The sequence below is a fragment of the Cochlodiniinecator piscidefendens genome, from assembly GCF_011326755.1.
Lineage (GTDB): Bacteria > Pseudomonadota > Alphaproteobacteria > Rhodobacterales > Rhodobacteraceae > Cochlodiniinecator > Cochlodiniinecator piscidefendens.
In genome coordinates, this window is record NZ_JAAOIE010000003.1 from 182,624 (window position 1) to 207,609 (window position 24,986).

The window sequence follows — 24,986 nt, forward strand, 5'->3', positions numbered from 1 at the left end:
CTGCCCTCAACTTGTTTCAACGCTTTCACCTGACGATTGAAGAAATCGAAGGAATAAACTTGTAAAAAACCCGCATAGTATTGTACAAAGTAAGCACATTGCATTTAGATCAGGGCGACCCCATGAATCGATTGCCAGAGTCGCCGGAGGTGAGTTTCGGGATAGCTATAACGCACACGTTCCCGATCTTGGCACTAAGTGGGTTTGTCGACACGCTCCGACATGCCGCTGATGACGACAATCAGAACCGGCAAATTTATTGCAGGTGGGAAATCTGTGGATCTGACGCTAACCCGGTGATGTCTAGTGCGGGGATAAACATTCACCCAGACGTGACCTTCGGAGAAATGGCCGCACCAGATTACTTTGTCATGATCGGCGGTTTGATGCCTCATATTGACCGGGTGCCAACTGCAACCCTGAGATACATGAGGAAGTACCATGCAGACGGTGGTACTGTGGTCGGGCTGTGTACAGGCTCCTTTATCCTTGCTCAGGCAGGATTGCTTACAGGTCGCAGAGCCGTAGTGCATCATAGGCATCGGCGTGACTTTGTCAGCCGGTACAAAAATATCCAAGTCAGCAGCCGTGATATTTTTGTTGAAGATGATCGTGTGATTACATGCCCTGGCGGTACTGCATCCATCGATCTGGCAATGACATTACTTTCGCGCAAACTTGGGCGTCAACGCGCCTTAAAAGGCTTGGTCGAAATGAGTGTTGACCGTTTTCGTGCTTCAACAGAGATGGCTTTGACACCCCTAACTAAGTTTGAAAATTGCAATGATAAACGTGTGGTCATGGCGATCGAAATCATGCGAGAAAATCTGAGCTTACCCATGAGTCTAAGAGAAATTTCTGAAGGAATTGGGATAAGCACTTCCCAACTTACACGCTTGTTTGTTCACCACACCAAGTTGACACCGGCAAAGTTCCGGCGTTCTCTGCAGCTCGAACATGCCCGGTGGATGTTACTGAACTCAAGCAAGAGTATGACGCAGATTGCTATGGACACCGGGTTTACAGATCATCCGCATTTCACAAAGGTCTTTCTCAAAGCGTACCACATGTCTCCCAAAACATATCAGAAGCAAAGACTGTCTAAGTCTGTTCTAGACGGTTAGGTGGTCCCATTGGCGCTGACGTCAGACACTACAAGTTGACCCCGCTTCTCGCAGGTCCTATCTCCCTTTCACTATTAAGGCTGCTCCCCCAACAAAAGATTGCAAGGACCCCGGTTGACATGAGAAATTTTTCCCCGCCCGTGGCTATTGGTTTGGTCGTTCTTTATACGCTGGTGATTGGCATTGGGATGTACCTAGCTTCCTCGGCCGGGCATAATTACGGGACACCAGAGCTTATGAAAACTCTCTGGTGGGTCGAGATCATTCTCACGACGATAGCCATCGGCGCAACTTGGCGCTATGCCAGTTGGAAACAGGTGGGGTTTGGAACGCTTGAAAAAAAGTACGGGTGGTGGCTAGCAATTCCGTTTGCGACTATTCTGTTCGGCTGGTCGTTAATAATTCCTCAACTTTCAAGTTTCAGTTCTGCACAGTGGCAACTATTTTTGTTGGTGGGATTCACTACCGCGCTAGTGGGTTTTTCTGAGGAATTGGTGTTTCGTGGCTTTGCGCTCCGTGCCTTTTTACAAAGGCACAAGCCCTGGGTGGCGTGTTTGGTCAGTGCGGGGTTGTTTTCGCTTCTGCATGCGGTGAACATTGCAGGGGGCCAGGGGATCGGAGCAACCTTCTTACAGTTGGTATTTACATTCATTTTCGGCTTGTTCACCGCGCCTTTGGCGCTCAGACTAAACAATCTCTGGCCGCTGATTGTTATGCATTGGCAGTGGGATTTTGTAGCGATTTCCGGCCAACTTGCAGAGGTTGATGAGTCATATACTGCGGTATTCGTCTTTTTCCTCATTCTTGCCAATGTTCCTCTATGGTGGCTTTTTTGCAAAAACCGGCTGTAGTGCGTTATCGGTTTGACACGATCTGGATCAAACCTATGTCGTTTAAGTCGTTGGCTTGTGATCGGTGGGTCAACCAAAAACTGACTCCTCGCAATCTCCACATTACAGTCAACTAGCGGCTTTCACATACGCCAACTCGGTGACATGCTAACATATACGTGGGAACGTTTGTGTTTTAGACATGATAATTTATGGGAATGGATTGACGACAATGGTTGCTTCAAATTCTGATCGGAGCCGACTTCAATGTGGAGACTGCGAGATGTGGTCGGAGGGCTCATTTTGCGGGAACTGTGGTCAAAAACTCGTCCTGTCCTACTCTATTGGCGATTTTGTGTTGGAGGCACTTCCTGCTTTGGTTCGTGGGGATCGACACTTCTTTCGTACTTACCGGCTACTTTGGTGTAATCCTGGCGCCCTGACAAAAAGGTACTACGCTGGACAGCGCACACGCTACTTGTCTCCGATCACGATGCTGCTGACGGCAGTTTTCCTTCTATTTATGTTGCCTCTCTTTGGTGGTTTGTCTTCTGAAGATGCGTTGGATCTACAGAGTGGGAATGTCAATCAACTCCAAACTATCGAACGGTTTGACGCCACCATGAGCGCGAAAATTTCCGATATTCGTCAGGCGACTGGAGAAAACAGAAGAGCGCTAATTGAAGATTTCAGTTTCCAACTGGCATTGAGGAATGTTGACGCACGTCTCTTGGGTCTTCCCATCATATCAACTGACGATTTTGCAGATTTCTGGGAAGAGCAACATAAGCCTGATGAAACCTGGCTGTCCCGACGCTTGCAAGAGGCGCGCTTGTCTTGGGCAACAGACCCTGAGGGAAAAATATTAGGTCTTCGAGGGAGCTTGCTGAAGTTCAGCTGGTTGCTGATCCCCATATCTTTGCCGATAATGTTATTGGTGTTACCCGGACGTAGTAGGGTTCGTTTTAAGCATACCGTTTTTGCGGGCTACTCACTCTCATTTATGTTGTCGCTTTTGGTGTTCGTAGCGGTCTTGGACCTTTTGGGAGTCACATCGGGAACCGTATTTCTAGGCATAATTGCCGTTGGACTAGTGCATCTTTTTTTTCAGATTCGAGGCTCATATGACTTGTCTTACTTAAAGGCCGTTTGCTACTTTCTTGTGGTTCTTCTAATATTGACGATCTCATTTGTCGGTTATCTTCTTTTGCTATTTTTATTGAGAATTATCTAGGTTCGTAAGACGAACAATTCGCGATTCAGATGTCGCTCACAAAGTCAGTTGGTGTCTCCGGCCGAGAGGGCCGCCTGCGCCAATGTTAGTAAGTTTCGTCACTGATACCGACGCCGCGACAGGCCGATGCAAAATCGTTTCCTCCCGACAGCTTTAGTTCAATCTTGGATTCGACCCAACAAAGGAACGCGAAGTCCCACAGTGATCTCGGTATTTGGTTGAACTTATAGAGTTTTCTTGTTTTTTGACCCTCCCGCTTTTGCACTGATTTTACGCGACCTTTTTCGGGCAGGGTTCCGAGGGTGTCGCGGAGCTTTTCTTCTGAGAAGTCGTATTGGGCGCGAAGAAGGCCATCTTTATCACGGCACGCGGTGCACGTGTACGGAGACGACAGCCCAATCAAGGAATTCGACATGCAAACACCGTGGCTGCAAACTGTCTACGGGTTCATAGGGCTGACAGACATGACATTCGTGCATGCAGATGGTTTGGATTTTGGCGGTCCTGACTATCGGGAACAGAGCCTGTCAGCCGCGAAAGCGCAACTGACCGAGATCGCACAAACATGGTGAACACACCACGCAAAGGGGCGGCGCGTGTCGCGGATGCTGCTCCTGACATTTTGGCAAGGCTGAATGCAGGGGAGATCGAGGCCGCGACACTCTCGGAAAATCTGGCAACAGGTTTTACCGCTCTTTTGGCTGCGACAATCTCGGAACTGGCAAAGTAAGCCCAGAAAATCGATCCAAGGCCGGGATCACCAAGCGTATGGCCCAGGTGGCGCGCATCTTGTCCGATGATGGCGAACAGGAGCGTTTGGCTTGGATATCGCAACACCTATCTGACCTCCTGCGCGGCTGGGGGGGCATAGGACACATCCGATCGATCCACCCACATTAGATCATTAGAAAGTTCTCGCGCATTGATTAGATGGTTGCTGCCCATATTCGGGAGCGCATCGGGCAACTATTTTCTGTTTTACGAAAAGTAATACTTTACATGCACTAATTACATGTTATGACGCACAAAAGATGTAAGAGGTGAATATGACTACCTTCGCTAGATTGCTCATGCTGCTATTTTGGGCGTTTTTTCAGTTTGCGATATGCCTGATGTGGGGGCTGACAGTGTTTGACGAACCGGGATTGGCATATGAGGTTTTCGAGTTACCTGCTGATCTGGCTGGGCCGCCGCAGGGAATCGCGCTGGTATGCATGGTTCTGATGACAGTCGTCATGGGGGTTTTAGGGTGGACTTTTCTCTGTATGAGCCGATTGCTTAAACCCCAACCCCAACGGCGCTTTGGTTATCTTGCCGAACATCTTCGCAGAGCATCTTTTGGATTGGCTGTTTTTTGGGTTGGCAGCAGCTTCATGTTTTGGGTAGTCCCTCGCCTTTTACTGTGGAACGTTTCTGACGGAAGTTTCCCAGTTATTGAATGGACGATTCTTGAGCCGGACTTAATCCTCTTGATATTTTCGATAGTTTTCCTGGCGTTATCAGCTTCACTTCGAAGTGCGCAGGAAATTGAAGATGACAACAAACGCATTGTATGAGGTGAGAATGCCAATAGAAGTTCGTGTGAAAATACTTCTGGCCGAACAGCGAAAAACTGCGCGGGAGTTGGCCGCTTACGTCGGGATTACGGAATCCAACCTTTCCCTTCTCAGCTCGGGCAAAGTGAACGGAATACGGTTCGCTACGCTGCAGGCAATCTGTGAGTTTCTTGACTGCCAACCAGGTGATTTGCTCGTGAGCAACAAAGGCAACTCTACTAATGAGGACGAAAATAAGTGAAAAAGGTAAGAATTATACGCGTACTGACTCCATTGATAGGCGTATCAGTGTTAGTGGCATGCGGCGCATCAGAAAGCGAATTGGAGGATGCGCGATACTTAAGCTGCTCTGAACTATCCAGAAAGATTGGACGGCTTGAGCAACAACAGTTTGACGCTGATTTGGATAGTCTCGCAGGGGCTTTTGGATCAGTTTTGGGAGATACAGAACGCGAACGCGAAGATGCCGAGCTTGACGAGGCGTTGGGCAGCATCGACGGCGCTCTGGTGGGGCGTACTTTAGAGCAATACAACGCAATCTACCGAGAAAAACGGTGCCGGTAAGGCGGCAACGTTCAATTTCCGTCTAATCGACATTCACACCCTCTCGGTGTGACGTGACCTGAGTCCACTACCGGTAAATCCTTGAAAGGAAACTCAATGTTTAAGAAGTCACTATCCTTCACTACTCTATTTGCAACACTTGCTATGGCCACGCAGGCATTGGCATTCGATCCTGCTATACTTGACGATCCCGGCTTCCAAAGCTGGTTTGATAATGTAGGCAATACAATTGATTCTCAGGAGAACTACCAACGGTTACCCATCAATACGGGCGAGCAGCGAGAGGAATTCCTGGCGGTAAGTAGTGCTGTCTATACTGGTGAAATGTCCCGCCAGCAGTTTATTGACGGTGTCAACCGATTTTATCCGGGATACGCGGAGACCGCAAACACACTCGCTGAAATCATGTTCTCGACTCGCTAAACAACGCCAATGATCAGACATTCTTCGCAAGAAGATGAAGGAGGTGGGGTGATGTTGCACCCCATTTCCAGATATCAACGATATGAAGCCAAACCCTCGGCTGGAAAGCGCAACAAATGACAAATTTCTTTCAACTACGAAATCCACTCATCTGCGTTCTGATTTACGTCACTTATCTGTCTGTTCCGCCGAACTCGGTGCCGCTACCAGATTTTTTGTTGGAAGTTGTAATGGTTGCACTAATGGTGTTTGTGTTGCGCGATAGCCTGTGGGAGAATTTCCAATATACCCGCACGATGTCGCTACTTCGCTTTCTTATGTTTTGCATTGGTGGATTTTTATTTACACAAATATTGTTTTTTTCCGGGGTGTCTCTATTTATTGCCATATCCGGATCCGAAACCTCTGATAATCAGGCAGCGGTTATGGAAACCATCGCCCAGAAAAATATTATAGCGACATTTCTAACAATTGCTGTTGTTGGTCCGGTTTTGGAAGAACTGGTATTCCGAAAATCAATCTTTGATATTGGAAACGTAATAAAAGTGCCGTTTGCTGTCACACTCCTGATTAGCGCGACTCTGTTTGGGTTGGTACATGTGATTTTCTCAGGTGATTGGCTGGGAAGTATCCCATACATCTTCATGGGCTTAGGTTTTGGGCTTGTTTATCATTTTTCAAGGTCATTCATTGTCGTGGCAATCGTGCATATGCTCAGCAATACACCTGCTTTCTTCACGTAAGCCGACTGCAATTCACCAGAACTGTTGCCAAAATTTGGGATACTTAACCAGTTTTGGCTTTAAGGCCCGATAGTAAAGTCTAACTCCAACCTGTCCACCTTTTTGGTGGTTGAATCCGCCCGGTTTCTAACTCGAGGATCGGGAAAAAGAATTTGCAGCACTACGACCAAGCCCAAATCGATCCAACCGCCACCATTCCCCGCCAAAATTGGCTCGGTGGGGAATGGCTCAATCTTCGCAGATCGATGGGAAAAACATAAGACAAGTCCTTAGTATCGATACTTCAAAAACCTTGAACGTCCGTTCTGAAGCAACGGCGAACTTTCTATGAAACCGGATAAGCCATATTCAGTGTTCTCACACCGCGCTCAATAACCTCATTGTCGCTAAGGCCAGCAAGCTGCAACGCGGGGGGACCGCCATTGAAGGCCATGATCACTGGAATGCCAAAATATTTGTACAGGTTTAGCCATCCGTTGAACTGCCCCTGGGGCAGGTCGTTTTCGGGGGTCATGATCCAGTTGACGTTCGGGTCCCAGAATGCCTCTTCATATTGCAAATAGACTTTGTCCAAAGTGCCCATGCCAAGCGCGTCAATCGCGTGTTGCTTTCTGGTGGGAAGCGCTGGTGCGAATTCTATACTTCCGGCCTTCAGCACACCCAATGGAACCGTGACCAATACTGCATCATAGGCTTCAGTACCCCTGGAGGACGTGACGCTGACCTGATCGTCGGTAAGTCTGATCGCCGTAACTGGAGCGTTCAATTGCAAATCATATTGCCCGGTCAATGCACCTAAGATGGGGGCGTATCCATTTGGAAAAATCACCTCTTCGCCATCATAATCATTGTTGCCTTGCTCCATCGCGGCTTCAACGTTGATCTGGCTCAGCGCCATTCCAGCATTATGTTGGACGTTGCCGACCTCTTCCAACCATTCCGGTGCATCACGAAAAGCGACTCCTCGACCATCCCGACCCCGAATGATCGTGGAATCATCTGTAGGTACGGCGCCCATATCTTGGCTCATGGCCAGCTCAACCAATGGATTGCCGTCAATCCCATGAATCCAGCTTGCGCCCAAGTCCAATGGGACACCCAGCACATCAACCGTCCAAAGACGCCCCCCTTTGCGATCTCTTGCCTCAAGTACGGTCACATCACGACCATTCTCGGTCAGCAGCTCTGCTGCTGCAAGGCCGCTGATGCCTGACCCGATCACCGCGAGTTTACGCGCATCGGTGTCATCCAAGATGGTCTCAGCGGCCGTTACCCCAGATTCGTAAGCTGCGTGAACGGTCCCATTGTATTCCGTGTTTGCGGCTTCGCCCGCAAAGAAGATCCGGTTCTCTACCGGCTCGGCCAATGCAACGCGATCTTCAATTGTCGACCCCTTCAGAAAGCCTGAATAGGACCCGAATGAATAAGGATCACGGCTCCAGTTTGTGCGCAGGTACCCCAAAGGCGCGCGCGGTTCTCCGGCAAGCGTCGGTGCAGGCAGAAATCCAGACATAAGAGCGGTTGCCCCCAGTCCCTTTAGTACAGTGCGACGTTTCATGCTTGTCTCCATGGTTCAAAAAAATCCGACGATATTGATCACGCGAACAGGTTCAGAACCTCTTTTCTTTGCCACCATGTAGCCCAATCCTAAAAAGTAAGCAAATGCTTATTTATTGACGATCTGGCTTTACTTAACTACTCAGGCACTATTTTCTACTCACTCAGTGGCCCCGATGAATACAACAACTTCTACTCCCCGCCGTCAGGCACGATCTGTCGCCCGAGAAACAAGCATTCTGGAGGCTTCACGGCGCATCCTGATCAGAGACGGGTTTGAGAAATTTTCGACAAATCACGTTGCAACTGAAGCTGGGTGCAACATTGGTACGGTCTATAAGTACTTTAAGGACAAGTCCGACATTATCACGCGGCTTTACGAAGAGTATCTCAAAGAGGCCACGGCATATGTAGAACGGGTGTTTTCGGTTATCCCGGATGACATTTCAGTCGAGGATTACTTTGTCCAGGTCTTTGCAGAAGGGCTCGCCGAATGCACAGAAGAAGATCACATTCTGACATCCGAATTGACCAAGGCATTTGTATTAAACAGGGAAATACAAAGAATTGACAAAGCGCATGATGACACCACAATCAACTTGATAGCACGGGCCATCAATGCTGACAGATCAAACGCGCCCATCCGTAAAGAGCAGATCGCCTACTGGTTCGATCTTGCAAACACGCTCCTGCAACTGGTCTGTGAGGCAGGAGCCAAAAATAGAGCTTTCTATGAAGAGCAAGCGGTTAGAACAATGAGGGCCACAGTGCTAAACAGTGTCTAAACGATGATAGCAGACATTTGTACGGATACGACGAAAGTTCACTAAATCCTGCAGTGCCGACATTGATGCATCATGCAGCAAACGGATCCTACCCTCTTAGCCTAGCCCAGAAATCTTTATAGGTCAGGTGGTGAACGGCATTGGCCTGTGTTTCGAGGCAACCTTCGCAGATTCCATTGACCCTTCGGAGAACACGCGCCCTTTTTGCCTGCCATCACAATCCGTAATCCATCCCCCTATCCCTCGTACGCTCGTTAGCTTTTTCCAGCTCCAACTCTTTCTGCCGCTCCACTTCCAACCGCAGTTCCCGGATATCATTGGCGCGGGTGTTAATCGGCCCAGACAGATCATTAATACTAACCCCATACTTCTCAGCGGCTTTTGCCATGGCGTCTAACGACCATTCACGCACCCTGCAGTATTTTGGGGTCTTAATCGTCGGTGTGCGGATGAAGGAGACTATTCGCTTATTCCATTTCAACGTCAGCTATCGATTACGTCTGACTAGCCGCTGAAACCAGTTCAATGAGTTCTTCTTACCCTCTTCAATTTAGTCTTTGCAAACTTGTGTTGCGCCCTTTGGAGGTCCTGCAAGCCCTTATCAGGCAACTTATTGCGTCGCAGAAAATTAAGCGCGTGACCTGATGCAGTATGCGCATTGTTGATTTGATCTCGTGGTGGCAACGACATGCAGGCTTCACGATCGGCGGCAATTGAAACGGCTGCCAACGCGCGGTCGTCTACCGAGAATTGGCCCCCGCTCGCAAAGACATCGGCGAAGATTTCGCCTTGCGTGGCTTTGTCATCTGTGAGGGTTGTGGTGCGCTGCTGCGATCCAGCTGGTCCAAAGGCAAGACGAAATACCATCCATACTATCTGTGCCAAACCAAAAGTTGCGCCAGCTACGGCAAGTCGATCCGCCGTGACAAGCTGGAAGGCGATGTCGGAGAATTGTTGCACAAGCTTGAGCCAAACCAGACATTGTTTGACATGGCTAAGGCGATGTTCCGAACGGCGTGGGACATCCGCAGTGCGCAAAATAAACAAGATAAGCAGACCATCCAAAAGCAAGTCACCGAGGTCGACAATCAGATCGACGCGTTGCTGGACAGAATCGTGGAAACAGAAAACGCCACGGTGATCAAAGCCTATGAGCAGAAGATCGATGGAATGGAAAAACAGAAGATCATTTTGCACGAAAAACAGGGAAAACAAGCCGCGCCACACCGCGACTTTGGTGACACGCTAGAACACCAAAATTATCCATGCCGTTCAGGGCTTTAGAGGGTGCTTCATATGTGCTGAAAACGAATGGTGGGTCGTGAGAGGCTCGAACTCCCGACATCTTCGGTGTAAACGAAGCGCTCTACCAACTGAGCTAACGACCCGGTAAGCGGGTATTTAGAGAAGACCCAAAGGGAGTGCAAGAGGGTTTTTCACAAAAACCTCCTTCAATCTAAAATCGTCTCGTGCTCGTCGGAAATATGGTAAATACAGCCCTGTCTATGGTCCAGTTGTGTTACCTGTTCATAAGATAGATTTCGCGCAATTCCACGCAAGACTGCCATAGTTGTTCCATGTGTAAATACGATGCTGGGTTGGTCCAAATTGGATAGGAACGCTTTGCAGCGATTATAGAGCGTTTCATACCCTTCGCCGCCGGGAGCCGCCATAAATAGATCAATTGTTGTTTGCGATGCATTAAATAGATCTGGCCACCCTTTTTCGATATCTCTCCGGGTAACACCTTCCCACTGGCCTGCTGAAATCTCCATAAGGTTCTTATCAAACTCTGGTGTGCGGTTGTGCATAGTCAGTGCAATAGTTGCTGTTTGCTGTACACGACCCAGCGGGCTGGCAACGATTTTTGCGTTTGGGAATTTTTTAAAGACGGGGCTTAGGAGCGATCCTTGGCGCGCGGCGTCCCTTTTACCTTGCTCAGTTAAGTCGGAGTTCATTTGCCCCTGAAAACGGCCTTCGGCATTCCAAATTGTTTGTCCGTGACGAAGCATAAAGAGTTCAGGCAATTGCATGAAAAATCCACATGTAAAAAGAGTTAAGCGTTCGCAATCAGTAGCGGGGCTAAGATTACAGTGCAAGCAAAGGGCGTAAGAGACCTATCCTTTTGCGCGCGCGTCCTATTCGGCGGTGACCACATCTCAACTATTTTTCAGTCTACTGTATCTTTGTATTTCACAATTAGGGCGCGTTATGAAAGTCCGGCACGAAACTCCCCATCCTGATCTATCATGGCAGGTACACGCAGGCATGTTTTTTGAAACGCCTATGGGTGAGGTGTTGAAAATTGAAAAATGGTCCTTGGCTGGCTTTGAGTGGCCTGTAGATGGACCTGAATGCCCAGCAGCAGGCACGTTATCGGTTCCCTTTCAAGGTGTTGATGTACGCTTTCCTATTCGTATTGAAAGAGATGAAGCTGGAAATGGCGTTCTTTTTAAAGACCTGAGCGGTCGCCAACGTGAAACACTGCATTTGTTCTATCGTTCCATTTTATCTGGGCGGATGGCCAGCAGCGAGGACATGATTACAAGTCTCGATACCCCAATAGATCTTGTGCCAATGGGAGAAACTGAAACAGAACAGAAAGCCGGGGATATTGGGGCTGGCAGACGCGTTGGTCGACTATTGTGGAATATTGTGTTTTATCTCATTTTTGCTGGGGTGGTCTTGGGATTTATTGGTGGTCAAATCATCGATAGATTGACCTATTTACATGCCGAAAGCAGTCATGTGGTTGCACCCATTGAATACTACCGTAGCCCGGTCGCAGCTTATGTAGATGAAATATTGGTCGAAGTCGGCGATTCTGTATCGCAAGGGCAAACCTTGATCGAGATGAGCACTCCTGAAATGGATAGTGACATCGAAGCGATCCGTGTGGCACGTGATGCGGCTGAACGCCGACTTGAAGACGCGGAGCGCCGGTATGCACAACGTATCAATAGGTATGACGCTGAACACCAGTCATTTGTGCCGCGTTTGAATGCATTGGAATTGAGGCTCCAACGCTTAATAGCAGTTCGTTCAGTTTATGATTTTTTTGCCGGGCGTGACCTGCGGACAATCTATATAGCACAAGCTGCCATTGCTGGGCTGGAGCGCCAAATTACAACACGATTGGCGCCCCTGCAGACGGATATCGATGAACAAGCTTTGCGTGTGCGGGACCGACTGCAAGAGCTGTCGCGCTTGCGCCGAGATTTGGGAAATCGCAAGGACGCAGCAGATGCACTGAATATTGTGGCTATGCATGATGGTATCGTCGAAGAGGTATTTGTTTATCCGAACCAATTTATTGCCCGTGGTGGGGACGCTTTAGTCCTAGAGGAAGCTGAACCACGCGTTGCGGTGGGGTGGATGCCCGCGAGCGCTGTGGACGTATTATTTGTTGGCCAACAGGCGGACGTAAATCTGAATTCTGGGGGCGAATTGATCCGTCTGGGCGCGCATATTTCTCAAATTTCAGCAGGGGGCGATCCCCTTCGTGCAGAAGAGTATGGCGTAATTATTTCGTTTGAATTGGATGAAATTTCACCTGAGGATATTCGTAGCCTTCTGCGACCGAATGCTCCGTTAAACATCAAAATCCACCGTCGTTGGGCTCCGCTGGAATGGTGGGAGGGTCTATGGGGGAAACATGAAGACTCCACAAACTGAATATGAGTTTGATAAAGATCTGGCTGTTCGGTTGCGTCAATTTCGGATGCCTGCAAAAGCTGGATTAGCTAAATGGGGCGCGCAACAAGTTCTCATATTGGTGACATGCTTCGTTTGTTTGCTTTGGCTTATGCTTTATTTGCCGAACCGATTTATTTCACCGTCTGCGCTTCACATCACCCTGGTGCTCGGGAGCATTGGAATTTGGCGCTTTGGTTGGTGGTTTACCCATGCAGTACGCGCGTCTGTTTACAAACGATTTATCTGGCCAAAGAAGCGGTCAAAGGCGAATGAGGTTTGGGTGCAGGGGTGGCGACCAAAGCGTTTGCACATCCAAATGACGACGTATTTTGAAGAGCCAGCAATCACGAAACGCGTCATAGGGTCGATTTTAAGTCAAATCCGCAGAGAGCAAATTCCGACGACAATCTATATTGGCACAGGAAGTTCCTTTGATGAGCAGATTATTCGCCAATTTGTTGACGTCTATGCCAATGATATACCTGATGACCTCGCGGAATTGGTTTTTATTCGTCAAAATCAACCAGGCAAGCGCATGGCTATTGGTCTCATTCTGCGGGCGATAAATCGAGCAATGCCAAATAGCGATGATTTGGTCATATTTATGGACGGCGACGCATTATATGGCGATGACGTTTTGGAAAAGACTTTACCGATGTTCGGGGCTGACCCTGATCTTCAGGCGCTGACGACCAATGAAGAGGTCATCTGCTATGGCCCGAAGTGGATCGAAAGTTGGCTTAATATGCGATTTGCTCAGAGACGTTTGGCCATGCAAAGCCACGCGGTCAGCGGCAAGGTGTTGACCTTGACAGGGCGCATGAGCGTTTTTCGCGCTCATCATATTCTGTCCGAGCGCTTTATTCGAACAATTGAGGCAGATCATTTGGATCATTGGCTTTGGGGGCGGTTTCGTTTCCTTTCTGGTGACGATAAATCGACGTGGTATCACTTACTCACCTGCCGTGCAAAAATGACATATGTGCCCGACGCAACCGTTTACACCATCGAGGTTATCGAAGGAAACGGTATGGGACGGATGGTTCAGAACTTCCGTCGTTGGTCGGGAAATATGTTACGCAATGGTAGCCGCGCGATTGCGTTGGGGCCGCGCGTTGTTTCGCCATTTATCTGGTGGTGTATTGTCGATCAACGTATTGCGATGTGGACAATGATGGTGAGTCCAGCTTTAGCTTTATTAGGGTCTATTGTTGCTCCTGGATATATTTGGAATTGTCTCATTTGGGTGCTCATGTCGCGTATTGTATTGTGCCTGTTCTTGTTTAACTACAGCCGCACAGTGGATATGAGTTGGCCCTTTGTCCTTTACCTAAATCAAGTGATCAACGCTTCGGTTAAAATCTATATGATATTCCATCTTTCCAAGCAGAAATGGTCAAACCGGGGCAATCAAAGTGCCGGGGGGGAAAAGGGCGTAATGCCTATGCTGAAAAATGGATTTGCTAAGCTACAATTAGCTACAGCGGTTGCTGGCTTTTTGGCAGGTGTTTCAATTTATATTGGATTGCTGCCGTTCCCGAATTGGTACTGACCACACGCGCATTGTGGGTTCGAAAGTATAGTTTGAGTAACCTAATTCTTTGTCGACTATCCGAGGGGGGCTGAGACTCTGTGCAGTGGAGATGACATGTTATATCCATCTGATATTGAAAGGTATAATTATGGAACTGCATCCGTTTGAAACTGCCGAAGCTACCGTTGTTCCCGCGCCAACTCCGGAAAAGTTAGCATCAATTAGCATTGTGGGGTTGGGGTATGTAGGGGCAGTTTCTACGGCATGTCTCGCGCATTTAGGGCATCAAGTGATTGGTGTCGATATGGATCAAGATAAGGTCGAAAGCGTAGGGCGTGGCGAAAGCCCAATTCACGAGAAAGACTTAGAACTTTATTTGCGCGAAGGGGTCGATCGGGGGTTAATTTCGACAACCGATGATTTGGCCGCAGCGGTGCGCGAAACGGATGTTACTTTCATTTCAGTTGGAACACCCACCGCAGCTGATGGCGGATGCGATTACAGCTATATTGAGCAGGCCGCTCGGTCCATGGGAGTTGGCCTAGCGCAGAAAAAAGGTTTTCACGTTTTTGCTATGCGTTGCTCTATTCCGCCTGGAACCACGATGAAGGTCATGGCCCCAATTCTTGAAAAGATTTCGGGGAAAACTGTTGGGCGTGATTTTGGTATTTGCTTTAACCCTGAATTCCTGCGCGAAGGTGTTGCAATTGCGGATTTCCATACTCCGCCGAAAACGGTAATTGGGACCACAGATTTGCGTAGTGCAAATATAATGCGCCAGATATATGCCCCCGTTGACCCAGAGCCGATTTTGGTTGGGATCGAGGCGGCAGAAATGGTCAAGTACGTCGACAACGTTTGGCATGCCACAAAGGTTTGTTTTGCCAATGAGGTCGGCCGTCTGTGCAAGCCCTTTGATGTTGATAGTCACGTTGTCATGGATGTGTTTACTCAGGACACCAAATTGAACCTATCCTCGTATTACCTGAAGCCAGGATTTGCGTATGGAGGGTCTTGCCTGCCTAAAGAAGTGCGGGCTGTGCAGCACATGGCTGAATCTGCAGGGGTTGAATTACCAATGATGGCAAATTTAGACATCTCAAACAAAACCCATATTGAAGAGGCCTATCATATGGTTAAGGCGACCGGGGCAAAACGTATCGGTGTTTTAGGAATCGCGTTTAAGGCGGGTACAGACGATTTGCGTGAAAGCCCAATATTGGAGGTCATGGCGGCCCTCAAAGAAGAAGGTCATGAAATTGTTGCTCATGATGATGCGATTACCGTGGATACTGCTCTGGACGCTCAATTAGGCTATGTGAAACATGCAAGCGGAGGATTACGTGATCTTGTTGATGACCTTCCTCAGATGTTGCGTGGCAGTGCTGAGGACGTCATGAAAGAAGCTGACGTGATTATAGTTGCCCACAAAAACGCTACTTACCGTCGTCTGGTACGGAACGCTCCGCACAAAAATATAGTAGATCTCGTGCGTCTATTCGATGCGCCGCCAACGGTTGCAACCTACAGCGGGATTGCTTGGTAAGTTAGAAGGTAGAAGGTAGAAGGTAGAAGGTAGATACATAGAAATTGCAATTTTACGGTGTTGGAGTAACTATTGCGATGTACCAAGGGCGGGGAACTGCCCTTGGTTCTTTTATGTGTGGATTGCTATATTTGTTAAAGGATCAAAGCTTGCTGTCATCCCCCCGGTTACCCATTCGTACTTACAGCGGCAAGTTAGCGGATCGGTCGCGTTGGTGGGCATTTAAGCCACGTGTTGGGGATATCGTTGTCTCGACCCCGCCTAAATCTGGAACAACTTGGACACAAGGTATTTTGGCTCTGGTTATTTCGGGCGATCCTTTGGTCGATGCAGATGTCGCCCGCAAATCGCCGTGGTTGGATATATCGGTACCTGATGGGGATGCGTTGCTTCAAGGGCTAGAGGCGCAGCAGCATCGGCGTCATATCAAAACGCATACGCCTTTGGACGGTATTCCGATTTGGAAAGAGTTAAAATACATCTCCGTTTACCGGCATCCGATTGATGTGCATTTCTCATTTCGTAAACATGTCGTAAATATGAAAGAGGATGTTCTGAGAGAGTGTTTTCCAGACTCGATATCAGAAGGGTTTCGTATTTTTCTTGAGGGGGAGCATCAAGATGGCGCGAGCCTTAGTTCCATCGTTGACCATTACAAAAGTGCGATAAAACTTGAAACGAACACGAATTTATTACTCCTTCATTATGCAGATATGTTGGAGGATTTATCCGGGGCGTTTCAAAAAATTGCGATGCATGTAGGAATACAACATTCAGAGGCCGTGGAAAAATCGCTTATTCAGGCTGCGACTTTTTCAAATATGAAAGCCAATGCTGATCGGTTTGCCGTTTCTGCAAAACAAGGGTTTTGGAAAGAAGACACTTCTTTTTTCGATAGCGCGACTTCTAACAAATGGCATGGGCAACTGGCCCAAGCTGACTTAGCGGCGTATGATGACCGTATGTCAGAATTATTAAGCGTTGATGAGCGCCGTTGGCTCGAGTGGGGAACGGCAGCTTAACAACGCCTGTGGTCCATGAACTAAAAAAGCCCAGCTTCTTTCGCGGTCATTGCAGCTTGTGTGCGGTTCTTTGCATCCAATTTACGGCACAATGTCCGCACATGAAGCTTGATCGTTACCTCTTGCAAATCAAGTTCTCGGGCGATTTCTTTGTTAGAAAGGCCACGGCACAGGCCCGAGAGAACCTCGTTTTCGCGCTGACTTAGTTTTTGGGCGAGTGGGTGCTCTTGCTTTGAGTTATCTTCCTGCATGAATGCGACGGGCACATAAGTTTCACCCGAAACCATAAAGCGCACTGCGTTTACCAAAGATTTAGCCCCCATCGTTTTGGGTAAGAAACCGATAGCGCCTGCATCGATTGCTTCTTGTGCAATGGTGTTTGGTGCACTGCCTGATAGGATTGCTACGCCGCCCGCTTCATTTAAAGCCCGCGCCTTGCCCAGTCCGTCCAACCCATTCATGCCGGGCATATTGTAGTCGAGCAAAACCAAGTCGAAGGGGCCATTTGTTTTAATTTGATGAAGCGCGGTATCGAGGTCGTTTACCGACGTAACAACTGCGCCACCCTCGCGTTCGAGGTAGGCCGAAATCGTTTCTCGTACCATGTCATGATCGTCTGCGAGAAGAATTTGCATTTGTATACTCTGAAAAAAACTCTGTCTGTCTTTTGATCCTACACCTTTAAAGGTTGCAATTCCATCAACCTGTTTCTGGGTTGTTTTAATTTTCGCAGACATGCCAATCACCTTTCAAAATGTTTCTCCAGCTATCCTAACGGAGGAATTTAGCGATAATGAGTGGCGCATGCGTTGCGGAAAACACGCATTCGATAGGGAATACTAACCTAAAGGATAGTTCGATGACCCAACGCACAGATGCGCGATAATCAATCTTGTGACACTGTGGCCTTATGACATCTCAGGAATTTGGAGAAAAGTGATGTGGAACGGCTTATTTGTTGCGGCGTTTATATGCAGTTTTGCTCTGCCCCAAGAGGTGCAGGCCGAAAATTTACAGATACCGGGTGGAGAACCTGTATTGACGGTTTCCGGGGAAATTGGCGTGATTAATGTTGGTGACGAAGCAGTGTTTGATCTGGCGATGCTACAGGAACTTTCTTCCACAGAAATAACAACGACGACAATTTGGACTGATGGGTTGCAAGTCTTTGAGGGCGTTCTGCTGCATGATCTATTAGGTGCGTTGGATGTCGAGATGGGTACAATTCGGGCCACTGCAATCAATGACTATGCTGTTGAGATACCCTTCGAAGATGCTGTCGAAGGTGGGCCCATCGTTGCCTATCTGCGCAATGGAGCCCCTATGATGGTACGTGATAAAGGTCCTTTGTGGATTATTTACCCTTATGACAGCAAACCGGAGTATAATTCCGAAGAAATTTATTCACGTAGTATTTGGCAGCTCGATCGGATCGAAATAGTGCACTAAGTTGCGGGCCAAGTGTTTGAGATGGTAAAGCGAAAGTGTATGCGCAGAAGTGATAAGATTAAAGCCTGCCTATTGGTGCTTGTGTTGCTGCTGTGCATGTTTCAAATTTCCATTTTGGGCCGAGATGTAGCCGAAAAGCTCACGACCTTATCCACGGCAAAGAACGATAACCTGCAATGGAATATTTCTCAGGTTGAAGTTGAGTTTCTTCAACTGATTGTTGCGGTTGATCAGGCTAAGCACGAAGGCGTTTCGGAGAGGCTAGAAAACGTAAGACGTCGTTTTGATGTTTTTTACAGCCGCATTAGTACGCTCAAGGAAAGCCGATTGTTTGTCGATTTGCGTGGGGTGGCTGTATTTCAGATGCATCTTGCACAGATCGATGTGTTCTTGAGCGAGAGTGCCGCTTTCATTGATGGGCGAGACGACGCCTTAGTGGATTATCTGCCGCAATTGGCGCACGACGCAAATGACTTGCAGGCCGACGTTCGGCGCTTGGCTCTTGGAGGTATCAATTTTTTTGCTCGATCTGCTGATCAACAACGTAATGCTATTTCTCAAACATTGGGCCAATTGGGGCTTGCTACACTGGCGTTGGTTGTCGCTCTGATTGTTGTGTTGCTGTCGCTCACCCGATTGTACCGAGCGAGCCAAAAAGCATCCACTGAAAATGAGATAACGCGCGCCCGCCAAGAGGCCATGGTGACATCTTCTTTGGATGCAATCCTTATGACGGATACAGCGGGCCGTATCCTAGAATACAACGGCGCGGCCGAAGCCGTATTCGGCTATCAACGCGATGAGGCCATTGGGCACAATATGGCGGATCTGATCGTCCCTGAGCATCTACGCGAGGCACACACCAAGGGAATGGCGCGGTATTTAGAAACGGGACAGCCCAAAGTAATAGGCCAAGGGCAGGTGCAGCTAGAAGCGTTACGCAAATCAGGTGAGATTTTCCCTGTTGAGTTGTCGATATCGGTGACAAAAAATCAAAGCAAAGAAGTTTTTGTTTCGTTTCTCAGGGATATATCTGAGCGGCTGGAGGCCGAAACTCAATTACGTCAAGCACGTGATGAAGCCAGAGCAGGAGAAACTGCTAAAGCTAATCTTTTAACTGTCATGAGCCACGAAATGCGTACGCCCCTGAATGGCGTGTTGGGAACGCTTGAATTGTTCAAAAAAACAAACCCCTCTCCAGAGCAAATTCGCTATCTCGATGCTATACGTATTTCTGGAGATGTATTGTTGAGGCATGTAAATGATGTGCTTGAACTTTCTCGGCTAGATGCACAGGCTATTCCAATTGCCAGCAAGGCGATTTCGTTGATCGACTTCATGGAGGCTGTCATTGAAGGCCAAAAAGCGAATGCCCAAATGAGAGGTAATCAGCTTGAGCTGTCGCTTTCACAAAATATCCCTGATTATGTTCTCGGGGATGAGCATCGGATTCAACAATGCCTTTTGAATTTGCTGGGGAATGCAATAAAATTTACCAGCAACGGGCACATTAGTGTTGAAGTGGAACCGCTCAATTCTGGCCAAGAGATTGAATTCAGGGTTATTGATGATGGCGCGGGCATTGCCGAAGACGCGTTGGACCGGATATTTGATGAATTTGTCACGCTGGATGCGTCTTACAGCCGTCAATCCGAGGGAACGGGGCTTGGTCTTGCGATCACCAGGCGGTTGATTGCGTCGATGGGTGGGGAAATTGGTGCCGAAAGCGAGCCAAATGAAGGGAGTCTATTTTGGTTCCGATTGCCGCTAAGGGCAATCAGCGGTGATACCAATTTAAGTGGAGCATCACCACGATTGGATTTGCCCGAAGACATCAGTGTACTGAAGATTTTGATCGTTGAAGACAATGAAATAAACCGACTGGTTTTGCGAGAGTTGTTGCAAAACGCAGGCCATGTTGTTTTTGAAGCAGAGGATGGAGAAGCCGGCGTTCGCGCTGCGACAGAAGATGAGTTTGATGTCATTTTGATGGACATCAGTATGCCGGGTATGGACGGCATTCAAGCAACGCAGGTTATTCGCAATATGAATGGGCCTTCGTCCGACGTGCCCATCGTGGCCGTGACAGCGCATGCCGCGCTGGATGATCACCAACATATTTCTGAGGCGGGTTTTAACGATATTATCACGAAGCCTATTTCGGAATCCGAGCTGCTTAATTGTTTGACTAAACTATTTAGCGAGGATGCACCTCTCGACAATACCGAAACGACTGGAGCGCCGCTTATAGAATGCGTTGGATATCTCGGAGTGGATAAGTGCCGAGAGTTTTTATTGGAATTCAAAAAAGAGGTCGAAAATCTGTGTGGAACGCTGTCATCTGCTAAAAGGCTCTCGGAAAAAGTAAGAGGAGAAGCCCATAGGCTCGCGGGATCTGCTGCGGTGTTTGGGTTTAGCCATTTACGTAAACAGTTATTAGCAGTCGAAACCGTTAATGCAGATATTTGGCAACGTGATAACTCTGAGCTGTTGATGGAACTGGCTCTGACATGGGGGCAATCCAGCGAAGAAATAGATCGTTTCTTCGCTGAACATCCAGTGGAGTCTAACTCCCCATAATGCGCTTTTTACGTTCTTTCATGACTTCATTCATTTCTGGTGTGCCATCGTGAAAAGAGCCAAAGAGTTTGTCCCAAGGAATTTCCAAAGAGCCATAATTGCATTCAAAATACCGATGGTGCATTTGATGGTGAAATGTGCCCAATTTTAGCCGATCTTTGTCTTTAATAACCAATCCTTCGAAGCCAGTATGTGTCGTTATCGCGGTCAAAGCGTAATATTGTAAATGGTACAGGATATGGATCGGATGTGCCGCGACGACAAAGTGAATCAGAACCGTACCAAAATAAATTAGGTGCTCGACCGGATGCATCGCCATTCCAGACCAGGGACCAACATTAATGTTGCGGTGATGCAGCGCGTGAAAGCGTTTGTAGAAAAACGGAACGTGGAGCAGACGGTGAATCCAGTAAAAATAGAAACTTTCCCACAGCGGGATAAGTAAAAACATGGCGACAAACCACACGGGATGTGCTGCCCAAGTGAGCATCGGTGCATATCCGTTTGCTAAGGCCCAAAACATCAATGCCTCATAAGCTGTCCAAATGGTGACTCCGCTTGCGAGAGACCAAAACATGTTATCGCGGACTTGCCCGCTGAACGTAAACTGACGACCGTTTAGCATAAGTGGGCGCGGGTCATATTTCAGAACATCGTCCTGTTTTTTCCAGATATAGAAATAGCTGTGAAGGACGCTGGCAACGACTGAGAGTAAAATCAGGTTGCGGATATACATTTCTGCAACCCACCCAATCGCGAAGGTGCGGCTTTCTTCTAGAGGGGGCTGTACCCAGTAATAGGACGCGAGCGCGATACCTACGATTAGTAGGCGTTCAGAAATCAGAAACCAAGAATTCCAAATCCAGCTTAACATTTCAAGCGGGCGCAGAGGCCATCGAAAAAAGGGAGAAACCTGAAGTGGAACGTCGGGTGTGTGGTTCCATCCTTTTAGTTTTGAAGTGGTCATAGCGCGTCCTCATTGAAATGTTGAACAACCTTGCGCAATTTTCTTTCATATGAAAAACAGAAAATTGTGACATATAACATCGTAAAATTAGGGGAATAGGTTTGGCGGTCACTTTAAAATCTATGCGCTACTTCGTTACGTCAGTGCGGCATGGAAATATTTCAAAGGCGGCTAAAGAATTACGGATTGCGGCATCAGCGGTTTCAGCTTCGATTGACCAACTCGAGTCTCAATTGCAGTTGGCACTTATCACCCGGCACAGGTCACGTGGTATTGCGCCAACGAAGGCTGGGCGCGTCATGCTGCGAAAATTTGAAACTCTGCTGGAAGAGTACGACGCGATTATGTCAGAGGGTGCGGAGTTAAAGGATGCTTTAAAGGGGGACATTCGTATAGGATATTACGCGCCTGTGGCTCCTGCTTTTTTACCTGAAATTTTTAGAACGATGCAACAGGAGCAAAGCGAACTGACGTTCTATCTTGAAGAATGCGATAACGATCATGCACAGGATGGGTTTTTGGCTGGCGCTTTTGATGTCATTTTGTTCGTGGCTGATGAGGCTTTGCCGCAGATCGAATTTGATGTTTTGACTAAGGCTCCGGCTTATTGCCTTTTACCAGCTGCTCATCGGCTTGCCCAAAATGGTTCAGTGCGATTGGATGATTTGAAAGATGAAAACTTTGTACTTTTGAATCGGCCCGTAGCGAAAGAATATTACAGCCGGCTATTTGAAGCGATTGGGGCGCAGCCGAATATTGCGGCTTATGCTAATTCAACGGAAATGGTGCGTAGCTTGGTTGGCGCGGGGTATGGGTGCGCTATTCTGAATATGAGGCCCGTTACCGACCTTTGTTATGGGGGGAATGAGCTTCGCGCTGTGCCAATTGACGATGATATCACATCGCTAACCTTGGCTGTGGGGTACAATAAAACTGGGCCCCGGCGTGCGGTGCGAAAATTCGTTGAGGAATGTAAAAGCTATTTTTCCACTGGATCGGCACAAAAATTGATTGTACGGCGCGATCAATAGGGCGCAATTGAGGCATTCAAATGTGTATCTTCTGCTTCGTGTGGTAAAAAAGCACTAGCCCCTCGTGACGAATTAACATAGTTTTTGCCTTACTTGGCGGGGGCTGAATTTAGGAACTTTACGATGCTTCGATCCGTTCTCGCTGCGGTGGTCTTATGCGCGACAGCCATAACATCCACCGCCCATGCCACTGACCGCCAAACACTTGGGTATGGTCGGCTGTTTACCAATGACTTTCTTGGCGATGGCGAAGATCGGTGGCGTACTGGGTCGTATTCAGTAAGTAAAATTCGGGGATTGTCCTGGGACGGTGAACGCCCTGAGGCGTTTGGGGAACTCTTAGAGTTTCGTGTGCGTAGCGATATTTTTGCTCCAGAAAGCCTAACTGCACCTGCTGCCGGGGACCGGCAATATGCTGGGGCGCTTTCGTTTGGTGTGCATACCTATTTCGCCCGTGGTGGCGTCGATTTTAGCGTCGGCGGCGATATCATCGTCACAGGCGAGCAAAACGGGTTAAGCCGTTTTCAAACTGAAATTCATGAGATTTTAGGCGCTGCGGAACCCGTAGCTGCGAACAATCAGATTGGAAATGGCATATACGGTGCGCTCACCTTTGAGATGTCGCGTGAGTTGGAAATTTCAGATCGCTTATCCTTTCGTCCCTTCATTGAGGCATTGGTCGGACCAGAAGATCTGGTGCGTGTCGGTGGGGACTTTCTGTTTGGACGTGTGGGACAAAATGATCTGATGCTACGTGACGTGGCAACGGGCCAATTGTATCGCGGTACTCGAGGCGACGATATTGGGCTGAGTTTTGCATTTGGAGCTGACATCGCTTTTGTCGAAGATTCCGTCTATTTGCCGTCAGCAGGTGGTTATGAACTGACAGACAGCCGAAGCCGCGCACGCCTTGGTATGCATTGGCAAGGTCACAGGGCAGCTGTGTTTTACGGGATGACTTATCTGACCGAAGAGTTCGTGGGTCAAAACGAAGGACAGTTGCTTGGATCGGTGCAGTTAAACCTCCGTTTCTAAATTCGAACAAATCCCCCCTTTTCAGGATGATTCGTTGCTGCTATCCTGCCGTTAATAAAAATAAAATCGGCAGGAAATACAGGTATGGAAACGGGCTTTCGTGGCACGTTTGTCATCTCCTGGCATCAGACGGATGTTGAAGGTCAAAAGGCCACAACATTGGATTGCTTGGACGTCGGCGCCACTTGGCGCTGGAGCGGTAAAGCCGTTCGTGTGGACGGCCCAGACAATATCCTCAGTCTTGGTGGCGCAGAAGGGGCAGTAGATCTGAGAAAGCGGGCGGCGCGTACTGTGCGTCGACTGGTAGGGGTGGCGCTTGACACCTCACGTCTTTCGGATCGCGTGGAATTTGAAGACGACCTAGAACCCGAACGTGGGTTTGTGGTTACGGATGGACGGCGCACTTATACGGTGACGTTGATTGATGTTGCAGGCAGTGCAGCACCTCTTTTGATGATTATGGATGACCTTCCCCCGACGGACACGGATCTTTGGATCGTGCACGCGGCGATGGGGAATCAAAAATCATTTCCGGGTGATGTGGCGACAGGCGGGGTGATTTGTTTTACCCATGGCACCAAATTGCTAACGCCAGATGGGCCAAAGCGCGTCGAAGATTTGAATGAAGGCGATAAGCTTTGCACCAAAGATAGCGGTGCGCAGGAAATCCGCTGGTCGGGTCATCGGCGTATGACCGGTGCACGCCTTTATGCGATGCCGCATTTGCGGCCTATTCGCTTGCGTGCAGGGGCTTTGGGTAATGGTGAACCAGACGAAGATTTGCTTGTATCGCCGGAACATCGCGTATTGCTACATGGCGCTGAGGCACAAATGTTGTTCAATACGCCTGAGGTATTGGTTGCTGCAAAAGATTTAATCAATGATCACACGGTCATGGTGGATCGGTCCGTGCGCGAGGTTACGTATCACCACTTGCTGTTGGATCGTCATGAAATTGTATGGGCGAACGGAGTGGAAACCGAAAGCTTCCATCCTGCGAATGCTTCGCTTCAATCAATTGAAAAAGATCAGCGTGATAGATTGCTAAACCACCTGCCTGGCGTTGAGGCCAATCCTCATAGTTATGGGGACTATGCCCGTCGCAATCTTTCGCAATCAGATGTCCATATTCTGCTGCATCGCGTCGCCTAATGTTGCGCTGTTGACTCTGATGCCAGTCGGGCCTAAAAGCCGCCTGTTCCCGGTCCTTGTGGCCGGGGCATCTATTTGGTGTTTGTGGACCTCGTAAGAGGATACCTGTCGCCCACTGTCGCTGATGACATGGGAAAGGAAAGCATCTTTCTTTACTT

Annotated in this window: 25 protein-coding genes and 1 tRNA gene; 21 read left to right on the top strand and 5 right to left on the bottom strand. The window is 48.4% G+C overall.

What is annotated here, in order from left to right; genetic code table 11:
* Nucleotides 1-122: 122 nt before the first annotated feature.
* From G9C99_RS09745 to G9C99_RS09790, 10 genes are all read left to right on the top strand, one after another.
* Complete coding sequence (locus G9C99_RS09745; protein ID WP_166417303.1) at nt 123-1,124, top strand: GlxA family transcriptional regulator; 1,002 nt, start codon at nt 123-125, stop codon at nt 1,122-1,124.
* Between the two features lie 119 nt (nt 1,125-1,243).
* Complete coding sequence (locus G9C99_RS09750; protein WP_166417304.1) at nt 1,244-1,975, top strand: CPBP family intramembrane glutamic endopeptidase; 732 nt, start codon at nt 1,244-1,246, stop codon at nt 1,973-1,975.
* Nucleotides 1,976-2,237: 262 nt separating this feature from the next.
* Complete coding sequence (locus G9C99_RS09755; RefSeq protein ID WP_166417305.1) at nt 2,238-3,188, top strand: DUF3667 domain-containing protein; 951 nt, start codon at nt 2,238-2,240, stop codon at nt 3,186-3,188.
* Nucleotides 3,189-3,601: 413 nt separating this feature from the next.
* Nucleotides 3,602-3,760 carry a hypothetical protein gene (locus G9C99_RS18465; protein ID WP_231704037.1) on the top strand — a complete coding sequence of 53 codons (159 nt, stop codon included), beginning with the start codon at nt 3,602-3,604 and terminating at the stop codon, nt 3,758-3,760.
* Nucleotides 3,754-3,918, top strand: coding sequence for a hypothetical protein (locus G9C99_RS09765; RefSeq protein ID WP_166417307.1), 165 nt, complete (start codon nt 3,754-3,756; stop codon nt 3,916-3,918). Before G9C99_RS18465 ends, G9C99_RS09765 begins: the two co-directional genes overlap by 7 nt.
* A 316-nt stretch (nt 3,919-4,234) precedes the next feature.
* Complete coding sequence (locus G9C99_RS09770) at nt 4,235-4,744, top strand: hypothetical protein (protein WP_166417308.1); 510 nt, start codon at nt 4,235-4,237, stop codon at nt 4,742-4,744.
* Nucleotides 4,722-4,985 (top strand): helix-turn-helix domain-containing protein, encoded by a 264-nt coding sequence (locus G9C99_RS09775; RefSeq protein ID WP_231704038.1) that lies wholly within the window; start codon nt 4,722-4,724, stop codon nt 4,983-4,985. The genes G9C99_RS09770 and G9C99_RS09775 overlap by 23 nt, the downstream gene beginning before the upstream one ends.
* A gap of 47 nt (nt 4,986-5,032) precedes the next feature.
* Nucleotides 5,033-5,308 (top strand): hypothetical protein, encoded by a 276-nt coding sequence (locus G9C99_RS09780; protein ID WP_166417309.1) that lies wholly within the window; start codon nt 5,033-5,035, stop codon nt 5,306-5,308.
* Between the two features lie 96 nt (nt 5,309-5,404).
* The gene (locus tag G9C99_RS09785) at nt 5,405-5,731 is read left to right on the top strand and encodes a hypothetical protein (protein ID WP_166417310.1); all 327 of its coding nucleotides are present in this window, start codon (nt 5,405-5,407) and stop codon (nt 5,729-5,731) included.
* A gap of 116 nt (nt 5,732-5,847) precedes the next feature.
* Complete coding sequence (locus G9C99_RS09790; RefSeq protein ID WP_166417311.1) at nt 5,848-6,474, top strand: CPBP family intramembrane glutamic endopeptidase; 627 nt, start codon at nt 5,848-5,850, stop codon at nt 6,472-6,474.
* Nucleotides 6,475-6,799: 325 nt separating this feature from the next.
* Here the strand turns inward: G9C99_RS09790 and G9C99_RS18585 are convergent, their stop codons facing one another.
* Nucleotides 6,800-8,032 carry a flavin monoamine oxidase family protein gene (locus G9C99_RS18585; protein WP_166417312.1) on the bottom strand — a complete coding sequence of 411 codons (1,233 nt, stop codon included), beginning with the start codon at nt 8,030-8,032 and terminating at the stop codon, nt 6,800-6,802.
* A 175-nt stretch (nt 8,033-8,207) separates the two neighbouring features.
* Between G9C99_RS18585 and G9C99_RS09800 the strand changes: the two genes are divergently transcribed.
* Nucleotides 8,208-8,816 carry a TetR/AcrR family transcriptional regulator gene (locus tag G9C99_RS09800; protein ID WP_166417313.1) on the top strand — a complete coding sequence of 203 codons (609 nt, stop codon included), beginning with the start codon at nt 8,208-8,210 and terminating at the stop codon, nt 8,814-8,816.
* A gap of 750 nt (nt 8,817-9,566) precedes the next feature.
* Complete coding sequence (locus tag G9C99_RS09805) at nt 9,567-10,100, top strand: zinc ribbon domain-containing protein (RefSeq protein WP_166417314.1); 534 nt, start codon at nt 9,567-9,569, stop codon at nt 10,098-10,100.
* 28 nt (nt 10,101-10,128) lie between these two features.
* On the opposite strand, the gene G9C99_RS09810 is transcribed toward G9C99_RS09805, so the two are convergent.
* Together G9C99_RS09810 and G9C99_RS09815 are read right to left on the bottom strand one after the other, a co-directional pair.
* Nucleotides 10,129-10,204 (bottom strand) — tRNA-Val (locus G9C99_RS09810).
* A gap of 63 nt (nt 10,205-10,267) precedes the next feature.
* The gene (locus G9C99_RS09815) at nt 10,268-10,849 is read right to left on the bottom strand and encodes a histidine phosphatase family protein (protein WP_166417315.1); all 582 of its coding nucleotides are present in this window, start codon (nt 10,847-10,849) and stop codon (nt 10,268-10,270) included.
* 178 nt (nt 10,850-11,027) lie between these two features.
* Here G9C99_RS09815 and G9C99_RS09820 point away from each other — a divergent pair, with 178 nt between their 5' ends.
* The 4 genes from G9C99_RS09820 (at nt 11,028) to G9C99_RS09835 (ending at nt 16,614) form a co-directional block, all read left to right on the top strand.
* Entirely contained in the window at nt 11,028-12,491 is a 1,464-nt protein-coding gene (locus G9C99_RS09820) for an HlyD family secretion protein (RefSeq protein ID WP_166417316.1), read from the top strand.
* Nucleotides 12,472-14,064: a glycosyltransferase gene (locus G9C99_RS09825; RefSeq protein ID WP_166417317.1), complete on the top strand. Its 1,593-nt coding sequence runs from the start codon at nt 12,472-12,474 to the stop codon at nt 14,062-14,064. The genes G9C99_RS09820 and G9C99_RS09825 overlap by 20 nt, the downstream gene beginning before the upstream one ends.
* 130 nt (nt 14,065-14,194) lie before the next feature.
* Entirely contained in the window at nt 14,195-15,592 is a 1,398-nt protein-coding gene (locus G9C99_RS09830) for a nucleotide sugar dehydrogenase (RefSeq protein ID WP_166417318.1), read from the top strand.
* Between the two features lie 149 nt (nt 15,593-15,741).
* Entirely contained in the window at nt 15,742-16,614 is an 873-nt protein-coding gene (locus tag G9C99_RS09835) for a sulfotransferase domain-containing protein (protein ID WP_166417319.1), read from the top strand.
* Nucleotides 16,615-16,634: 20 nt separating this feature from the next.
* On the opposite strand, the gene G9C99_RS09840 is transcribed toward G9C99_RS09835, so the two are convergent.
* A complete protein-coding gene (locus tag G9C99_RS09840) occupies nt 16,635-17,249 on the bottom strand; it encodes a response regulator transcription factor (protein ID WP_166417320.1) in 615 nt (204 codons plus the stop codon).
* A 304-nt stretch (nt 17,250-17,553) separates the two neighbouring features.
* Between G9C99_RS09840 and G9C99_RS09845 the strand changes: the two genes are divergently transcribed.
* Both G9C99_RS09845 and G9C99_RS09850 read left to right on the top strand, forming a co-directional pair.
* Entirely contained in the window at nt 17,554-18,063 is a 510-nt protein-coding gene (locus tag G9C99_RS09845) for an oxidoreductase (RefSeq protein WP_166417321.1), read from the top strand.
* A 39-nt stretch (nt 18,064-18,102) separates the two neighbouring features.
* Nucleotides 18,103-20,643: a PAS domain-containing hybrid sensor histidine kinase/response regulator gene (locus G9C99_RS09850; RefSeq protein WP_166417322.1), complete on the top strand. Its 2,541-nt coding sequence runs from the start codon at nt 18,103-18,105 to the stop codon at nt 20,641-20,643.
* Here G9C99_RS09850 and G9C99_RS09855 read toward each other — a convergent pair.
* Nucleotides 20,630-21,610, bottom strand: a complete 981-nt coding sequence (locus G9C99_RS09855; RefSeq protein ID WP_166417323.1) for a sterol desaturase family protein — start codon at nt 21,608-21,610, stop codon at nt 20,630-20,632. The genes G9C99_RS09850 and G9C99_RS09855 overlap by 14 nt on opposite strands.
* A 101-nt stretch (nt 21,611-21,711) precedes the next feature.
* On the opposite strand from G9C99_RS09855, the gene G9C99_RS09860 reads away from it, so the two are divergent.
* The 3 genes from G9C99_RS09860 to G9C99_RS09870 all read left to right on the top strand — a co-directional run bounded on the left by G9C99_RS09860 (nt 21,712) and on the right by G9C99_RS09870 (nt 24,828).
* Nucleotides 21,712-22,641 carry a LysR family transcriptional regulator gene (locus G9C99_RS09860; protein WP_166417324.1) on the top strand — a complete coding sequence of 310 codons (930 nt, stop codon included), beginning with the start codon at nt 21,712-21,714 and terminating at the stop codon, nt 22,639-22,641.
* Between the two features lie 123 nt (nt 22,642-22,764).
* Nucleotides 22,765-23,676: a lipid A-modifier LpxR family protein gene (locus tag G9C99_RS09865; protein ID WP_166417325.1), complete on the top strand. Its 912-nt coding sequence runs from the start codon at nt 22,765-22,767 to the stop codon at nt 23,674-23,676.
* A gap of 84 nt (nt 23,677-23,760) precedes the next feature.
* Nucleotides 23,761-24,828, top strand: coding sequence for a Hint domain-containing protein (locus tag G9C99_RS09870; protein ID WP_166417326.1), 1,068 nt, complete (start codon nt 23,761-23,763; stop codon nt 24,826-24,828).
* Nucleotides 24,829-24,986: the final 158 nt, after the last annotated feature.

What these genes read in the sequence shown, in the direction of transcription:
- G9C99_RS09745 (WP_166417303.1), top strand. Translation starts at nt 123, where the DNA reads ATGAATCGATTGCCAGAGTCGCCGGAGGTGAGTTTCGGGATAGCTATA.
- G9C99_RS09750 (WP_166417304.1), top strand. Translation starts at nt 1,244, where the DNA reads ATGAGAAATTTTTCCCCGCCCGTGGCTATTGGTTTGGTCGTTCTTTAT.
- G9C99_RS09755 (WP_166417305.1), top strand. Translation starts at nt 2,238, where the DNA reads ATGTGGTCGGAGGGCTCATTTTGCGGGAACTGTGGTCAAAAACTCGTC.
- G9C99_RS18465 (WP_231704037.1), top strand. Translation starts at nt 3,602, where the DNA reads ATGCAAACACCGTGGCTGCAAACTGTCTACGGGTTCATAGGGCTGACA.
- G9C99_RS09765 (WP_166417307.1), top strand. Translation starts at nt 3,754, where the DNA reads ATGGTGAACACACCACGCAAAGGGGCGGCGCGTGTCGCGGATGCTGCT.
- G9C99_RS09770 (WP_166417308.1), top strand. Translation starts at nt 4,235, where the DNA reads ATGACTACCTTCGCTAGATTGCTCATGCTGCTATTTTGGGCGTTTTTT.
- G9C99_RS09775 (WP_231704038.1), top strand. Translation starts at nt 4,722, where the DNA reads ATGACAACAAACGCATTGTATGAGGTGAGAATGCCAATAGAAGTTCGT.
- G9C99_RS09785 (WP_166417310.1), top strand. Translation starts at nt 5,405, where the DNA reads ATGTTTAAGAAGTCACTATCCTTCACTACTCTATTTGCAACACTTGCT.
- G9C99_RS09790 (WP_166417311.1), top strand. Translation starts at nt 5,848, where the DNA reads ATGACAAATTTCTTTCAACTACGAAATCCACTCATCTGCGTTCTGATT.
- G9C99_RS18585 (WP_166417312.1), bottom strand. Translation starts at nt 8,032, where the DNA reads ATGAAACGTCGCACTGTACTAAAGGGACTGGGGGCAACCGCTCTTATG.
- G9C99_RS09800 (WP_166417313.1), top strand. Translation starts at nt 8,208, where the DNA reads ATGAATACAACAACTTCTACTCCCCGCCGTCAGGCACGATCTGTCGCC.
- G9C99_RS09815 (WP_166417315.1), bottom strand. Translation starts at nt 10,849, where the DNA reads ATGCAATTGCCTGAACTCTTTATGCTTCGTCACGGACAAACAATTTGG.
- G9C99_RS09820 (WP_166417316.1), top strand. Translation starts at nt 11,028, where the DNA reads ATGAAAGTCCGGCACGAAACTCCCCATCCTGATCTATCATGGCAGGTA.
- G9C99_RS09825 (WP_166417317.1), top strand. Translation starts at nt 12,472, where the DNA reads ATGAAGACTCCACAAACTGAATATGAGTTTGATAAAGATCTGGCTGTT.
- G9C99_RS09830 (WP_166417318.1), top strand. Translation starts at nt 14,195, where the DNA reads ATGGAACTGCATCCGTTTGAAACTGCCGAAGCTACCGTTGTTCCCGCG.
- G9C99_RS09840 (WP_166417320.1), bottom strand. Translation starts at nt 17,249, where the DNA reads ATGCAAATTCTTCTCGCAGACGATCATGACATGGTACGAGAAACGATT.
- G9C99_RS09845 (WP_166417321.1), top strand. Translation starts at nt 17,554, where the DNA reads ATGTGGAACGGCTTATTTGTTGCGGCGTTTATATGCAGTTTTGCTCTG.
- G9C99_RS09850 (WP_166417322.1), top strand. Translation starts at nt 18,103, where the DNA reads ATGCGCAGAAGTGATAAGATTAAAGCCTGCCTATTGGTGCTTGTGTTG.
- G9C99_RS09855 (WP_166417323.1), bottom strand. Translation starts at nt 21,610, where the DNA reads ATGACCACTTCAAAACTAAAAGGATGGAACCACACACCCGACGTTCCA.
- G9C99_RS09865 (WP_166417325.1), top strand. Translation starts at nt 22,765, where the DNA reads ATGCTTCGATCCGTTCTCGCTGCGGTGGTCTTATGCGCGACAGCCATA.
- G9C99_RS09870 (WP_166417326.1), top strand. Translation starts at nt 23,761, where the DNA reads ATGGAAACGGGCTTTCGTGGCACGTTTGTCATCTCCTGGCATCAGACG.